The sequence below is a fragment of the Pseudoruminococcus sp. genome, assembly GCF_047012705.1.
Lineage (GTDB): Bacteria > Bacillota > Clostridia > Oscillospirales > Acutalibacteraceae > Pseudoruminococcus.
Map to the genome: position 1 here is coordinate 125,387 of NZ_JBKXNW010000005.1, position 14,390 is coordinate 139,776.

General features: G+C 37.5%; 17 protein-coding genes. 8 read left to right on the plus strand and 9 right to left on the minus strand.

Annotated elements, in window-relative coordinates; genetic code table 11:
- Positions 1 to 76: 76 nt before the first annotated feature.
- The 9 genes from ACLU24_RS06415 to coaBC all read right to left on the minus strand — a co-directional run bounded on the left by ACLU24_RS06415 (position 77) and on the right by coaBC (position 6,373).
- A complete protein-coding gene (locus ACLU24_RS06415) occupies positions 77 to 469 on the minus strand; it encodes a SpoIIIAC/SpoIIIAD family protein (RefSeq protein WP_412611161.1) in 393 nt (130 codons plus the stop codon).
- Between the two features lie 2 nt (positions 470 to 471).
- Complete coding sequence (spoIIIAC, locus tag ACLU24_RS06420) at positions 472 to 666, minus strand: stage III sporulation protein AC (protein WP_022263907.1); 195 nt, start codon at positions 664 to 666, stop codon at positions 472 to 474.
- A gap of 20 nt (positions 667 to 686) precedes the next feature.
- Positions 687 to 1,196 carry a stage III sporulation protein AB gene (locus ACLU24_RS06425; RefSeq protein WP_412611164.1) on the minus strand — a complete coding sequence of 170 codons (510 nt, stop codon included), beginning with the start codon at positions 1,194 to 1,196 and terminating at the stop codon, positions 687 to 689.
- Complete coding sequence (locus ACLU24_RS06430; protein WP_412611166.1) at positions 1,193 to 2,125, minus strand: stage III sporulation protein AA; 933 nt, start codon at positions 2,123 to 2,125, stop codon at positions 1,193 to 1,195. The genes ACLU24_RS06425 and ACLU24_RS06430 overlap by 4 nt, the downstream gene beginning before the upstream one ends.
- A gap of 495 nt (positions 2,126 to 2,620) precedes the next feature.
- Positions 2,621 to 3,325 (minus strand): DUF6062 family protein, encoded by a 705-nt coding sequence (locus ACLU24_RS06435; RefSeq protein ID WP_412611168.1) that lies wholly within the window; start codon positions 3,323 to 3,325, stop codon positions 2,621 to 2,623.
- Positions 3,322 to 4,131, minus strand: a complete 810-nt coding sequence (locus tag ACLU24_RS06440; RefSeq protein ID WP_412611169.1) for an amidohydrolase family protein — start codon at positions 4,129 to 4,131, stop codon at positions 3,322 to 3,324. The genes ACLU24_RS06435 and ACLU24_RS06440 overlap by 4 nt, the downstream gene beginning before the upstream one ends.
- A 2-nt stretch (positions 4,132 to 4,133) precedes the next feature.
- Entirely contained in the window at positions 4,134 to 4,538 is a 405-nt protein-coding gene (locus tag ACLU24_RS06445; RefSeq protein ID WP_412611170.1) for a hypothetical protein, read from the minus strand.
- 121 nt (positions 4,539 to 4,659) lie between these two features.
- On the minus strand, positions 4,660 to 5,112 hold the full coding sequence (locus ACLU24_RS06450; protein WP_412611172.1) for a DUF3916 domain-containing protein: 453 nt from the start codon (positions 5,110 to 5,112) through the stop codon (positions 4,660 to 4,662).
- A 67-nt stretch (positions 5,113 to 5,179) separates the two neighbouring features.
- Positions 5,180 to 6,373: a bifunctional phosphopantothenoylcysteine decarboxylase/phosphopantothenate--cysteine ligase CoaBC gene (gene coaBC, locus ACLU24_RS06455; protein WP_412611174.1), complete on the minus strand. Its 1,194-nt coding sequence runs from the start codon at positions 6,371 to 6,373 to the stop codon at positions 5,180 to 5,182.
- Positions 6,374 to 6,905: 532 nt separating this feature from the next.
- Between coaBC and ACLU24_RS06460 the strand changes: the two genes are divergently transcribed.
- From ACLU24_RS06460 to ACLU24_RS06495, 8 genes are all read left to right on the plus strand, one after another.
- Positions 6,906 to 7,658, plus strand: coding sequence for a tRNA1(Val) (adenine(37)-N6)-methyltransferase (locus tag ACLU24_RS06460; protein WP_412611176.1), 753 nt, complete (start codon positions 6,906 to 6,908; stop codon positions 7,656 to 7,658).
- Between the two features lie 21 nt (positions 7,659 to 7,679).
- Positions 7,680 to 8,501, plus strand: coding sequence for a 16S rRNA (cytidine(1402)-2'-O)-methyltransferase (rsmI, locus tag ACLU24_RS06465; RefSeq protein WP_412611179.1), 822 nt, complete (start codon positions 7,680 to 7,682; stop codon positions 8,499 to 8,501).
- A gap of 40 nt (positions 8,502 to 8,541) precedes the next feature.
- Positions 8,542 to 9,135 carry a Maf family protein gene (locus ACLU24_RS06470; RefSeq protein ID WP_412611180.1) on the plus strand — a complete coding sequence of 198 codons (594 nt, stop codon included), beginning with the start codon at positions 8,542 to 8,544 and terminating at the stop codon, positions 9,133 to 9,135.
- A gap of 39 nt (positions 9,136 to 9,174) precedes the next feature.
- Positions 9,175 to 10,374: an acyltransferase gene (locus tag ACLU24_RS06475; RefSeq protein ID WP_412611181.1), complete on the plus strand. Its 1,200-nt coding sequence runs from the start codon at positions 9,175 to 9,177 to the stop codon at positions 10,372 to 10,374.
- Between the two features lie 139 nt (positions 10,375 to 10,513).
- Positions 10,514 to 10,684, plus strand: coding sequence for a DUF362 domain-containing protein (locus ACLU24_RS06480; protein ID WP_022263918.1), 171 nt, complete (start codon positions 10,514 to 10,516; stop codon positions 10,682 to 10,684).
- A gap of 618 nt (positions 10,685 to 11,302) precedes the next feature.
- Positions 11,303 to 11,779: a helix-turn-helix domain-containing protein gene (locus tag ACLU24_RS06485; protein WP_412611184.1), complete on the plus strand. Its 477-nt coding sequence runs from the start codon at positions 11,303 to 11,305 to the stop codon at positions 11,777 to 11,779.
- A gap of 84 nt (positions 11,780 to 11,863) precedes the next feature.
- Entirely contained in the window at positions 11,864 to 12,937 is a 1,074-nt protein-coding gene (locus ACLU24_RS06490) for a hypothetical protein (protein ID WP_412611185.1), read from the plus strand.
- Between the two features lie 198 nt (positions 12,938 to 13,135).
- Positions 13,136 to 14,278, plus strand: coding sequence for an IS3 family transposase (locus tag ACLU24_RS06495; protein WP_412611187.1), 1,143 nt, complete (start codon positions 13,136 to 13,138; stop codon positions 14,276 to 14,278).
- The last annotated feature ends 112 nt before the right edge of the window (positions 14,279 to 14,390 follow it).

Consider the following 14,390-nt stretch of genomic DNA (forward strand, 5'->3'; position numbering starts at 1 on the left):
GTTCGCCCATACATTTTTGCTTACCCGCTTGATAAATATTTCATCTACCACAGCAAATTTTTTAATTGATTTTTCATTACCCCTGATTTATCAAACCCACCGCTACGCTTATAAGCTTTTCAAACATAGGCATTGCTATTATTAAAATTGCGGCTCTGCCTGCCAGCTCAACTCTTGATGCAATCGAACTCTGTCCGGAATCTCTGCAACAATCTCCGGCAAATTGACATAGAAAACATATTCCAACAGTTTTAAGTAATATACCGCCATATTCAGAGACAGCTCCCGCAGAATTTATAAGAATTTGCAATTCATCTATGACAGGCAAAACCCTTGAAAGAATAGCTGTAAATATAAGAACTCCTGCACCAATCGCAAGAATAGTAGAAATTTCGGGAGTATGTTTCTTTATGGAAAGTGCAGAAATTGAAGCAAAAATTCCTATAAAGCAAATACTTACTATATCCATAGCTAAAACCCGAAAAGCGTTTCTATTTCAGTAAAGAGTGTTGCAATCTCTTTAACAAGCATTAGCAAAACCACTATCAAGCCTGCAAGCGTTGTCATCATAGCCTGTTCTTCCCTTCCTGAACGACTAAGGACAAGACTCAACACAGCTACGATTATTCCTATTGCAGCTATTTTAAAAATAAAATCAACATTCATTTTTATCCTCCTTTTTATTTTTAAAGAATGATAAGCGAAACAGTTATTCCACCGAAAATTCCAAGCGTTCTATATAGCTTTCCTTTTTGTGCAAGTTCCGTACGGGCCTTTTCAAGCCTGTCCTCAACCAAAGCAATATTCAAATCTATGCGGCTAATCTCACCATCAATATCTCTCTGCCCAAAATCTGTTCCAAAATCGGATATAAGTTCCTTGTCTGCTTTATAAAGTCTATACTTTCTAAACGCAGAATTAACTGCCCGCTCCCAAGAGATTTTCACATTAGATTTATTCTTAATATTACGAGTAAATTCTGCTGTCATAAAATCAAGCGGTTCATAGCCTGAATCATTCTTAAAAAGTTCCCGAATATCACAGGCTGAAAGTCTTATTCTTGTTTTAGTTTCATTCAGAAGGGTTATGTATTTTTCAAGAAATTCTGTTCGTGATTTAAGCCTTAATGATGCATTTATGCCAACAAGACCTCCCGTAACAGATATAAGAAAAAGTCCTATCAGTTTTAAAATCATTTTGCACCTCGCAATCTGATAAGTTCCTTAATCTTACCAACATTTTCTCTTGAATCAAGTATAACAATCGTTTTAAAAGCGCCTGTTCCGATAAGAGCTTTACCTTGATTTCTTGAAAGTAATTCGTGATAACTTCCTGCGTGTATAGTAGCAATTATACTTACACCAGCATTTACGCCCTGTTCAATCGCTTGCATATCATTTGATGTTCCAATCTCATCGCATATAATTGCTTCTGGTGAAAGTGTTCTTAAAGCTTGCATAATTCCGTCGGCTTTTGAATAGCCATTAAGAATATCAGCAAGTCCCAAATCATTTTTTGAAATTCCTGCATATGTACCCGAAAGCTCACTTCTTTCATCAACAACGCTCGTACGCATAATCCGACAATCAATCCCGAGCGAAATTCGTCTTGCGAGGTCACGCAAAATAGTTGTCTTTCCTGAACACGGCATACCTACTATCAATAAGCCCCCGTCAATCTTTCCAACCCTTCGCATAAGCTCCTCAGACGCATTAGGAATTTCTCGTGCGATTCTTATATTTAATGAGGAAATATCCCGAATAGAGCTTATCTCTCCATGAATAGAAACTGCTGTTCCACAAATTCCTACACGATGACCGCTTCCCATTGTTACAAAGCCGTTTTTGATTTCATTTTGATGGCTATAAACAGAGTAGCAACAAATATTCTGAAATGTAGTGACAATATCCTCCATACTTGCCACAATAGAATTTTCATAGTGTTCAGATAAATTAAAATCATTATCTACAAAGAAGGTATCATTTCCAACTGATAACGCAAGTGGTTTTTCCGCTCGAACACGAATCTCCTGAATCTTAGCTTTAAGCTCGTTTGGCAGTTTGTAAACCGCTTTATAGAGCCTATCATTCAAGGCACGAGAAGCCTCATCAAAGCGTTCACTCATAATTTTCATTCCTTTCGATTGCTTGTCCTTTTAAGAAAATATATGACCTCGAAAACAAAAATAGAACTTGTCATCAATATTTTCAAACAACGGTTGATTAGCTAACAAATTCCCCAAAGACAATTAAAGTTTAGGTCAAGCCTTTTTAAAGGCTTGCGGATTCCAAAGGCAGAGCCTTTGGTGGGTTTTAAGGGCAACGCCCTTAACATCTCTTGCCTCTGTAAGGGCGGACAAAGTCCGCTCTTATGACTGATATTGCTAACAGGCTACCGAGTGGGCAAATACAGTTCGCTTTTATATTTAACCCATTAGTTTGTTGCTGACAAAAGAAAAAGCGGCGGATAAAATCCGCCGCTCAAAGAGCAAAGAATGTTAAGGGCTTCGCCCTTAAAACCCACGAGGGACTCTGTCCCTCGACCCTGCAAGCTTTTGAAAAAGCTTGAGCAAAACTTTTAATTTTCTTTAAGAAAGTGCATTAGCTAATTGCTAATTAGTTCACGCTTCTTCATCGTGGGTTGGCGTCCATCTCTCAGCAGTCAAAAACTCAATCGAGCGTTCTATACTGTCACGAGAGTTACCCCAATCGCCATCTGCGTTTCTATAATCGTACATCTTGCAAAAATGCGATACATCACCTTGAAGTTCCTCAAGATACCCCCCTGCAAGCCTTGCCGTTTCCTCATAAAATGGTACAACGCCTCTGCCCATTGCTTTTGTTGCTCCACTCATAAGTGCTGTATAATGCTCAAGACATATAAATTTTTGTTCAGAATATAACTGCTTAAATTCCGGATTTTGTTCCCACATCGCATAAACAATTCTATACATATTATCCATATTCATATTTACACGATTACATACAAAACACTCGTGTGTGAGCTTATCAAGATTAGCAAGAACCTTTTTATCAGGCTTGCCTTTAACAGTTTTTGGCATAAGTTCTTCTGAAATTTTAAGCAAATGACTTTCGAGAATAAGTGCATTAGAAAGTCTGCTGCCTACTTTAAGCATCATTTTGAAATGCCTATTGCAGAATCCCTGTTCATTAGTAGTGACACGAACATCAGGCTCCATCATAGCTGCACCTGTAACATATTCTGCCATTCTAAGTTCGAGCATATCTCTCATTCTGCAAAACGGACAACCGTCCTTAGGAGCGAACACATCATTTATCGGTATGCTGCAAATATCCTCTTTCACTTGTTCTCCTCCTCTATCTTCAGAACTTTAAGAGCATTTTTTCTGAATATCAATTCATATTCATCTTGAGAAAGCTCCATTTTTTCGAGCATTTTTATATCATCAGCAGAATTCCACATAGGATAATCTGTGCCAAATAACATTCTTTCAGCACCATATGCCTTAATCAGTTCTTTACTTCTACGCTGACCTAAATACATCATAGAGCTTGAAGTATCAAGATAGCAATTCTTATCCTCAAGGTATTCCAAGGCTAAATTCCAAAGTGACCAACCGCCGAAATGTGCAGCAACAACCGTCAACTTTGGAAAAGCGTCAAGAACATTTGCAAGCCTTTCTGGGCGTGAATATTGAAAACGATAATCTCCGCAGTGCATAAGTATAGGCAATCTGCCCTCAAGCATTTCATAAATTCTCATAGCCTTATCGCTATCCATAAGAAAACGCTGTGAATCCGGGTGAAGTTTTATTCCCTTTAAGCCAAGAGATATACAGCGTTCTATTTCTTCTTCGGGATTTTCCATATCGGGGTGAAGTGTACCCAAACCAAAAAGTATATCTGGATTTTCTGAACATTTCTTAGCAATAAAATTATTTATACTTTGTACTGTTTTTGGAGTAACTGCGACAGACTGAACCGCAAACTGAGTAACACCCGATTTCTTACCATCTTGAATAAGCTGCTCAAGGGTTCCATTATAATCCATTTTTATACCGTAACCATCAGAGACGCTTTGAGTTGCTCTGTCGGCAATATTCTCGGGGTATATGTGTGCATGAAAATTTATAATATTATTAAATGACATAATTATCCTTCTTTAAAGCTTTTTACTATCCATTTACCATCTTTATATTCCCATTCGATAGTGCATCTTACATTATCGCAACCGGTAACAGCAACGCCGGTATCTGAATTTGTAATTGTATAATAATATGTAGTTGTCGCAGAATTAAAACGCCATTCAGTAGAAGGATAGCTCAATTCCTCTTTTACAGCTTTATGGCGTAAAGAATTTGCTTTGTGCATCCAATCCAACTGCTCATATGTGTAAAGATTAAGAACGCCCTCATATTTTTCCGGCAAAACGTCCTCATGCTTCCAAGAAGATTCAACAAGCTCTTTAGTCATCTGTGAGATATAAAAAGAGAAGCCGAAATAAGTAATCACACAGATTAATACAAGACCGATGATAATTCCTATAAGTTTTTTCATAAAGTAACAATCCTTTCTTTAATGTTTGATAATAGCATTATTATATTACAATATGAAATAAAAGTAAACTGCCATTTCATCATTTTTATATAATTATTTCAATACATACTATTTTCTGAAATCATATACAAGGTAACTCTCCATAAAACCATAATTCATCTTTAAATATAAAATCCTCATCTATAAATTTCTCATAGTAGCCATATTCCTGAAGTGAAGTTTTTATATTTCGTTTTCTGACAAATGAAATATCATCAGAAATTGGAGTCCAATATTGATATAGTTCCGTTCGATTCCAAAATTCACTCCAGTATTTCTCATCATAGAAAATAATAATCTTAGAACTCCATAGATTAGGAAATGATAATACAGAAGTAACCTTACAGAACTTAATGTCTGAAGGTTTATCTGCAATAAAGCGTTCTGTGGTTTCAAGCCATTTTCTGCAAAATTCCGTTTTTATCTTTCCACTTGTACACCTATGCTCAATAAACATATCACTTGGAACTTTAAATTCCTCAAATTCTCCAACAATTCTTTCAAATGGAGTAAATTTGTCTATTTCCTTAAACATCGACTTTAATTTCCTGTATTGTCCTCTTTGCTTTTTTCGTTGCATAAACATATTATATTTCAAAAATTCAACCTTTCATATCTATAAGTTTTGTCAGTATCTCATCTGCAACAGCGTCTTTTGAAAGCAATCCAAGAGAAAGCTCATCACTTTCAGTGATAATAGTTACTATATTAGTATCTACACCAAAGCCCGCACCCTTATCACTTATTGAATTTGCAACTATCATATCAGCATTTTTCTTTTTAAGCTTTTTGCGTGAATTTTCAAGAAGATTTTCGGTTTCCATAGAAAAACCGCATATAAGCTGACCTTCACGCTTAGACTCACCCAAGCTTTTAAGAATATCCTTAGTGCGTTCAAGTTCTATAGACATATCTCCGTCATTTTTCTTTATTTTCTGTTCAGCAACAATCTTTGGCGTATAATCTGCAACAGCTGCCGCCTTTATTATAATATCCTGTTTATAAGCACAAGCTCTAACTGCATTATACATATCCTCTGCACTTGTAACTTTAATTATATTAACAAAATTCGGAAGCTCACATTCGGTTTTTCCTGCAATAAGCGTAACCTTTGCACCCCTCAGCATAGCTCTTTTTGCAAGAGCCGCTCCCATTTTTCCAGTCGAATGATTTGTAATATATCTCACAGGGTCTATGCTCTCACAGGTTGCTCCTGCTGTAACAAGAACCCTCATCCCGTCCATATCATGTGGAAGTGCTATTGCTTTAAGAACATAATCAAATAAAAGCGATTCGTTCGGAAGTCTGCCGTTACCAATATCACCGTTTGCAAGTATACCTGATTCAGGCGGAATTTCTTCATAACCGTAGTGCTTTAACTTTTGTATGTTATCAAGTGTAATCGGATTATTATACATATTGGTATTCATAGCAGGCGCTATAATCTTCGGACAGTTGCAAGCAAGAGCCGTTGTAGTAAGCATATCATCTGCGATTCCACAAGCAAGCTTTGCAATTACATTTGCTGTTGCAGGAGCTATTATAAGCAAATCGGCTTTTTTTGCAAGAGAAACATGCTCAACGCTATATTCAAAGTTTTTATCAAAGGTATCAACTATGCACTTATGCTTTGTGAGTGTTTCAAAAGTAAATGGAGTTATAAACTCACAGGCATTTTTAGTCATAATAACATGAACCTCTGCCCCGGCTTTTATAAGCATACGGGCAAGATTCGGCATTTTATAGGCGGCAATTCCGCCGCTCACACCGAGAAGTACGGTTTTTCCTTTTAGCATTATAATCCTTCTCTCCACAAAAATTATTTTCTAAAAAACTTTCTCAAGGCGGCGTGCCACCACTCTCAAGACGCGGTGCGTGACCGCACGGGACAAGACGCTGAATCGCTCGACATTTTCAATCGTATTATGTTGTCGCGATTGTTGAAATTACCGAACGGGCGAACACTACGATTTGCTAACCAAACTTTCCCAAGACACTTAAAAGTTTCGCTCGAGCCTTTTCTACACCAGCTTTGCTGGTGAAAGCTGCTCGCAGGGTTGAGGGACAGAGTCCCTCATGGGTTTTAAGGGCAACGCCCTTAACATTTCTTTCTCTCTAAGTGGGCGAACATAGTTCGCCCACTAATCACTTTATTTCTCTAACAATTATAAGCAAAAGCTAAACCAATGTCAAATTATCAGCCCTCAAGTTGAACTTTAAACAATATGACAATTTACATATTGATATAAATGTGATAAAATCAAAATATATGTAAATATTTGGCTTATTATGTTGAATATTGAATCTTGCACGAAAAGTGGTGATTAAATGCTTTCAGAAGGCGAAAAATTTGAACCTCTCGGAAGCGGTATTGAAGTTATTGTTTCAAAAAGGCATATTTTCTGGACAGATACCGTTCTGCTCGCAAGCTTTGCAAAGCCTAAAAAATCAGACCTTGCTTGTGACCTCGGCTGTGGCTGTGGAACTATACCACTGATTTGGTGCAGAGAATCTGCAACCACGCCTAAAAATATTCTCGGCGTAGAAATTCAGCAAGAAGCCTATGATATGGCTTGTCGCAGTGTTGAGCATAATAAGCTTAAAGATAAAATCAATATAGTAAATGCTGATTTGCGAAATCTAAATGGAATTACAACCTTTGGCATATATAACCTTGTTGTGTGCAATCCTCCATATAAAGCCGAGGGTACGGGAATAGTAAATCCTGATAGTTCCCTTAAAGCTGCAAGGCACGAAAGCGAATGTACTATTGACGATATAACCGCCTGTGCATCAAAGCTTTTGCAGTTTGGCGGAAGATTTTGCATATGTCAGCGACCTGAACGCCTTCCGGATATAACAGAGGCTATGCGTAAATATAATATTGAGCCTAAACGCCTGCGTTTCGTTCAGCTTAATACGAAAAAAACTCCTAAGTTACTTTTGATTGAGGGCAGACGAGGCGGAAATAAAGGCGGATTAAAAGTTGAACCTACACTTCTGCTCGAAGACGATTTTGGAAAATGCAGTCAGGAAATGCTCGAAATCTATGGCTCATTCGCACATGGTCATCAAAAATAATTTAAAAATATAAGGTGAATTATGAACGGAAAATTATATGTAGTCGGCACACCAATAGGAAATCTTTCAGACTTCTCTCCTCGTGCAATAGAAACTCTCAGAAATGTAGATTTCATTGCGGCAGAAGATACAAGAGTTACACTCAAACTACTAAATAAATTTGAAATTAAAACTCCTATGATAAGCTATCACGAGCACAATATGCGTGAGCGTGGCGAGATTGTTTGTGAAAGAATTGAAAACGGAGAAAATTGTGCCATAGTAACAGACGCAGGTATGCCTGCGGTTTCAGACCCAGGCGAACAGCTTGTTATGCAGTGTGCAGAAAGAGGAATTGAAGTAAGCGTTGTTCCGGGACCTACGGCAATGGCATCTGCTCTTGCAATCTCAGGACTTCCAACCGGAAGATTTACCTTTGAGGGCTTTCTCAGCATGAATAAAAAAAGCCGTCATGAACATTTGCTCTCATTGCGTGATGAGCATAGAACTATGGTATTCTATGAAGCTCCGCATAAGCTTAGTGCAACCTTAAAAGATATGGCTCAGGCATTCGGTAATCGTAGAGTTTCTATCGTTCGTGAGCTTACTAAGGTTCACGAGGAAGTCATTCGTACAACCTTGCCGGAAGCCTATGAAAAGTACGGCGATGGTTCATTAAAAGGTGAAATCGTTCTTGTAATAGAGGGAGCTCCTATCATAGAGGAAAAAGAAATGACTCTTGAGGATGCAGTAAGCTTTGCAAAAGAACTTATGGAGAGCGGTTCTAAACCATCAGAAGCAGCTAAAAAAGCATCTGAACTTTCAGGCATTAAAAAGGCTGATATTTATAAAGAGATAGTATAATTATATTTTTTAGGGGTAAAAATTTTTAGGAGGAAATTTTATGAATGTTATTTTGGCGTCGTCTTCTCCGAGAAGGCGTGAGATTATGAGTATTCTTACAGATGATTTTATCTGTATTCCGCCCGATATAAATGAAATTGCACCATCAGATATTGAGCTTGAGCTTAAACCGCAGTATATTGCAACTCAAAAGGCAAAATATATATCCAAAGGTCATCGCGACGCTATGGTAATAGGCTGTGACACTTCGGTTATAATTGATGGCAAAATTCTTAATAAGCCTATAAATACCGAACACGCAAGGCGTATGCTCAGATTGCTTTCAGGCAATACCCATAAAGTCATAACCGGCTGCTGTATAAATTACAGAGGTTTAGAGCGTTGCTTTAGCGTTTCAACTGAAGTTGAGTTTTTCGAGTTGACCGAAAATGAAATAGAAAGTTATGTCAATACAACTGAACCCTATGATAAAGCCGGTGGCTATGGAATACAAAGTCACGGTGCATTATTTGTAAAAGGAATAAACGGTGATTATTATAATGTTGTTGGTATGCCAATCTCAAGAATTGCACGAGAAGCAAGTGAACTTTTGATGGAATATGAAAAACAAGTCGAACAAAAAAGCAAAAAATAATTTCATAATCTTAATTTAAAAAGTAATTGGAGGAATTTCATGCAAAAAGCACAGAGAAAATCGGGCATAGAGCTTTTAAGAATTATTTGTATGCTTATGATTATCGTACTTCATGCCTATACATATGGTGGACTTAATCAGCTTTCTAATGCTCAGAATGGTGGTTTTGAAGCAACAAGCGACCTTATATGGTCTTTTTTCAGAACACCTGTTAATGTCTTTATGATTATTACAGGCTATTTTATGAGTAAAGATGTACTTGATTTCAAAAAAAGCTATCGACGCATACCAAAAGTATATGCAACTATGCTTTTTTATTCTATTTTACTTACAATCTTTGCATTCATAGTTTATAACTATAATGGTTTTTCTATTCCAAATGAAACAGCAGATAACCTTACATCTGCCGATAAGCTTAAAATAGACACTATGCATGACCTTTCCGGACGCTTTGCAGTTTATTCTATTATCAAAATGTTTTTCCCTCTACTTTCAAAGCAATGGTATTTTTTAACAAACTATGTTATAATTTTGCTCCTCTCACCTTTCATAAATAAAGTCCTTGTTGAAATTGATAAAAAGCAATTTAAGATTCTTCTCGGACTTCTTTTCGTATTTCTATCAATCTACCCAACAATTTCAACTATGGGTGGTTTGAAGGAAATATTCTCTACTACCAAAGTTCTACCTATTGAATATGGAAAATCTATGATTTCTTTCCTATTTATGTTTATTATAGGTGCTTATCTCAAACGCTTTGTCGCAGACGATGAAAAGCTACACTTTAAATACCTTGGCTATTTTGTAGGACTTTGCATAATAGATTTTTCGCTCTATTATTTCCTCGGCAATGTTATGCTCAATAAAGTAGGGCTTTATAATAGTGCTGTTTTCGGACAATTTTCAAACCCATTGGTAATACTTGAATCAGTTTCAATATTCCTATTTTTCAGAGGCTTTCAATTCAAATCAAAAGTTGTCAACTACATCGCCGGAACAACTATTGGAATATATGCCATACATGAACATCCTCTTATGAGAGGTTTCATTTGGTCGCATAATGAACTTGGCGACCCGAATCTCTATAATAATTTCTTAGGAATAATATTTGTAGTAGCAACTATTTTCGAGATATTTATAATCTGCTCGGCAATAGACATTGCAAGACAAGGAATTTTTACAGGCGTAATAAAGTTAGCACAAAAATTCAAGAAAAACAAGCCAACTGAAAAAGCCTGAATGTTTGCACAGATGTTGTAATATATACCAAGTTAGTTATATCTAATCTATGAGATTTTATGTAATTTTCTGAAAAATACTTGATTTTTAAAAATTTTATGATAAAATATAGGTATCATTATTAAGGAGGTTATTTTCTATGGCATATGTAATTTCTGACGATTGCATCGCTTGTGGTGCATGTGCAGCTGAATGTCCTTGCGAGGCTATCTCTGAGGGTGACGGCAAATATGTAATAGATGCTGATGCTTGTGCTGGCTGTGGTTCTTGTGCAAGTGTATGTCCTGTAGGAGCTCCTCAGGAAGCTTAAGCTTAAAAACTTAATATTTAACTAAAAGACAGCTGTTATCATAACGGCTGTCTTATTTTATAGCAAAAATCTCGGATTTTTTATTTTGCAAATATAAAAATTACAATAAAAAATGAATTACCAGTAATCCGCTTTCGATTAGGTATATCAGCATTAAACTTTCTGCTCAAAATAGATTAGGATATTTATGTAAATATTCTGATGCATATTTAAAATCTTTTTCTACGAAGAACTAATGCAAAAATATATTTTTGCATAACTCTCAATGCAATCTTTAGATTACGATATATTCCTTGTCTTTCAAGTCATATATACATTCTGTTATAACCATACATGTTAATTTTATTGCTGACATTCTTTTATTTCTTTTTCATTATTACTTATGAACCTATAATTTCTCAGTATAAAAATTTCTCCTATAGTAGTTATCTTAATTCTACAATCGAAAATTACTTTTTGTATTATCTATTTTTTACGGATTTATTCATACTTTATACAATATAAAAAAACTATGAATGAAAAAATAATTTCATCCATAGTTTTTCATCAATAACATATTTGAGTTATTATTCCAAAAATCCGAACACAAAAATATTGTGTTCGGATTTGCACAATCTGGTGGACCTATCGGAAACCTATTCAAACAATTATTCAATAATTCGAGAATATGTCAAGGGATATAAGCCCACCCCTGTAAAACCGACCATAGATCCATCAATCACAGATTTATCCTACGACCCAAATTCTACAGTAAAAGCCATCACTCAGCAACAGAAAAATCTATCAGAACTAGAAATTCAAACAATTTGCGAAAGATATAAGAATGGCGTCTCGAGCTACGAACTAGCCAAGGAATTCGGCTGTCACCGCAGGACTATCAGTGACACCCTGAAACGTAATGGCGTTGAGGTATCCCACCAAGCCGCCACAAAACCAGAATTGGTCAAGCGCATCATAGAGCTATACGCCGAGATGAAGACTCCAAAAGAGGTTGGAGCCATCGTAGGGGTTGGTGGCGATACTGTCCGCAAAGTCCTTAAAGAGAACGGAATCTATATCCGGAAGAGCTGGGAGTATCCGAAGGGGACAAAATAGTACAAATCGCTGCCAAAAAAAACACAAGACACTTCCGAAAAACTTATGTTAAAATAAAAACATAAGTAATAAGGGAGTTATAGGATGAGCAAAAAATGTTCATTTTTATATGGGACCTTGGCGGTAGTGCTCGGTATTGCTACTAGTGGTTCTATGGTTGGTTCTGTCTACGCGACCAACTACAGTGGAAGCGAAACTATTGATTTATCGGCCGATATCACCGATGGCATCATCATAAAAAGTGGAGCAAATATTACACTAAATCTTAACGGTCATACCATTAGCACTACGGAGTCGGAGGACACAATCTACGTCGAAAACGGCGCAACATTGACAATTAGCGGTGATGGTGAAATTACTAATATAGCCGGAAAAGCAAACATCTTTAATAATGGCGTAGTAACTATCAATGGCGGTAAAATCACTCACACCGGAAGCTACTATGCAATCCTCAATCACGGGGAAATGATAATTGAGGATGCAACCGTAACCTCCACTTCTGAAGGTAATAGTATGGTGGTAAATGGTTACTATAATTACACTAGCACCGACGAGCGCATCGGCTACGTTGAAGGTAAGGGCATTGCCAATCCAACTATGACTATTAATGGCGGTACGTTTACTGGCGATATTAAAAACTGTATCTATAAAGGCGATGACGGCAGTATTAATAATATCAGTGGCGGCACTTTTAGTGGGGCAGCAGCCTGCGTATTGCAAAACGTAAACGAAATGACAATATCCGGCGGCGACTTCACAAACAATAATTCGGGATACCCAGTAATCAACAACCAATACTACGATGATGAAATAGACAAAGGCGTGGTTACTATCGAGGGCGGTAATTTTACTTCCGCAGACGAAAATAGCCCACTATTTGAAAATGGAGATAACAGCACAATTGAAATTAGTGGCGGTTCATACAGTCTTGAACCAGACGAAGAATTTATCGTAGACGGCATAGGATTCAACCAACAGGACAATAACCGCTGGGAGATTGATGCACCAGAGGAGCCAGAAACTCTCCCAACCGTTACAGAAGAACAAAATCCTGCCACCGCAGACGATATCCTTACTACTACTGGCATACTTGCCACATTAATGCTCGGCCTATTGGCCATAATTGGTGCGCTCGGCTTCAATAAGCGTCGCGCCTAAATAAAGTACATGCGTACAATCCCCTACCTTTTTCAGTAGGGGATTTTTTGGAACCATACAATCATCCGACGACACCGACTTGCTTCACTTAACACTCTTGATTAAGAGTTAAACCTAGCACGAACTACGCAGATAAATAGCCATTAACTACATTACCCCCAGTTTACTGCCGCATTTCATGTTCATTAAAATATAAGCATGAGCAAGCACGTATCTAAAGACAAGAAAAAGAAAATCGTCAAAATGTATTATCAGGGGGAGTCGCCTAAATCCCTCTGCGAATACTACTCTATCCCCAAAAGCACGCTATATACCTGGATATACCAATTCCCAGAAAAGAGAAGGAACAGCAAATACCTAGCGCCATCAACCGAATATAAAAATCTCGTAAAACATGCCGCAAAGCTTGAACATGAACGGGATATCCTACAATCGTTCATTGCTGGCTTAGACTTAACCCAAGAGACAAAATACGGCTTCATGGATGAAATATATGGCCAATACAATATTCATGAGATTTGCGACGCCATGCAAGTTAATCGTGGCACTTACTATAACCATCTCAAAGCAAAAGATAGGCTTACCAAGTATGACGAGCGCAAAGCATATCTATCTGAACAAATTTGCAATATCTACGAAGAGAGCCATAAGACCTATGGTGCTGAACGAATCAGGCTTGCATTTAAGAAGCAGGGTATCAAGGTTAGCAAAGCATATGTTCTAGATCTCATGCATGAGACCGGCATCCTCAGCTACAATAACAGCCCGAAGAAGCTCCAGCGCATCCTCATGTGGCGCACTCGTAAAGAGAATCTCTTTCTCAAAGGATATACAGCCACGGAGCCAAACCAAATCTGGGTCTCAGATATTACTCTCTTCCGCATGAATAGCCGTGATTACTATATCTGCGCATATCTAGACGTTTATTCCCGAAAGATCGTTTCATATACTATTGGAAGGTCCGCTAGTACACATCTTGTCAAAATGGCTCTCGTTAGGGCCTATTCCGTGCGAAAACCAGAGAAGGGCTTGATCATTCACACGGACGGAGGCGCACAATATGATTCCTGGAGCATGCGCCGAGAATACCTCAAAAGGCATATTCGACATTCTATCTCCCGGCCCGGCACGCCAACAGATAATCCTCTGATAGAATCATTTTACTCGAGGCTTAAAAGCGAGCTACTCAACGTTTATTTCTTCCGTAGCGAAGCTGAACTATACGAGAAACTTGCCGACTACATTGATTTTTATAACAACCAGCGTATTCATGAGGACCTTAATGGTCTATCCCCTGATGAATTTGAGCAAAAGGTTGTTTTAGCAAAAAGTCCAGTTTAACAGGGAAGAATACAAAAAACGAGGGGTTCAAAACTCCTCGTTTTAGAAAATCTCACATCAGTTTTTGGATTTTTCCGCATTTGCGAAATCCGTACTAACACCCCTGTTAAAT

Coding starts and splice junctions, on each gene's coding strand:
- ACLU24_RS06480 (WP_022263918.1), top strand. CDS start 10,514: ATGGCATATGTAATTTCTGACGATTGCATCGCTTGTGGTGCATGTGCA.
- ACLU24_RS06440 (WP_412611169.1), bottom strand. CDS start 4,131: ATGTCATTTAATAATATTATAAATTTTCATGCACACATATACCCCGAG.
- ACLU24_RS06475 (WP_412611181.1), top strand. CDS start 9,175: ATGCAAAAAGCACAGAGAAAATCGGGCATAGAGCTTTTAAGAATTATT.
- ACLU24_RS06450 (WP_412611172.1), bottom strand. CDS start 5,112: ATGTTTAAGGAAATAGACAAATTTACTCCATTTGAAAGAATTGTTGGA.
- ACLU24_RS06495 (WP_412611187.1), top strand. CDS start 13,136: ATGAGCAAGCACGTATCTAAAGACAAGAAAAAGAAAATCGTCAAAATG.
- ACLU24_RS06445 (WP_412611170.1), bottom strand. CDS start 4,538: ATGAAAAAACTTATAGGAATTATCATCGGTCTTGTATTAATCTGTGTG.
- rsmI (WP_412611179.1), top strand. CDS start 7,680: ATGAACGGAAAATTATATGTAGTCGGCACACCAATAGGAAATCTTTCA.
- ACLU24_RS06415 (WP_412611161.1), bottom strand. CDS start 469: ATGGATATAGTAAGTATTTGCTTTATAGGAATTTTTGCTTCAATTTCT.
- ACLU24_RS06460 (WP_412611176.1), top strand. CDS start 6,906: ATGCTTTCAGAAGGCGAAAAATTTGAACCTCTCGGAAGCGGTATTGAA.
- ACLU24_RS06425 (WP_412611164.1), bottom strand. CDS start 1,196: ATGATTTTAAAACTGATAGGACTTTTTCTTATATCTGTTACGGGAGGT.
- ACLU24_RS06470 (WP_412611180.1), top strand. CDS start 8,542: ATGAATGTTATTTTGGCGTCGTCTTCTCCGAGAAGGCGTGAGATTATG.
- coaBC (WP_412611174.1), bottom strand. CDS start 6,373: ATGCTAAAAGGAAAAACCGTACTTCTCGGTGTGAGCGGCGGAATTGCC.
- ACLU24_RS06490 (WP_412611185.1), top strand. CDS start 11,864: ATGAGCAAAAAATGTTCATTTTTATATGGGACCTTGGCGGTAGTGCTC.
- ACLU24_RS06430 (WP_412611166.1), bottom strand. CDS start 2,125: ATGAGTGAACGCTTTGATGAGGCTTCTCGTGCCTTGAATGATAGGCTC.
- spoIIIAC (WP_022263907.1), bottom strand. CDS start 666: ATGAATGTTGATTTTATTTTTAAAATAGCTGCAATAGGAATAATCGTA.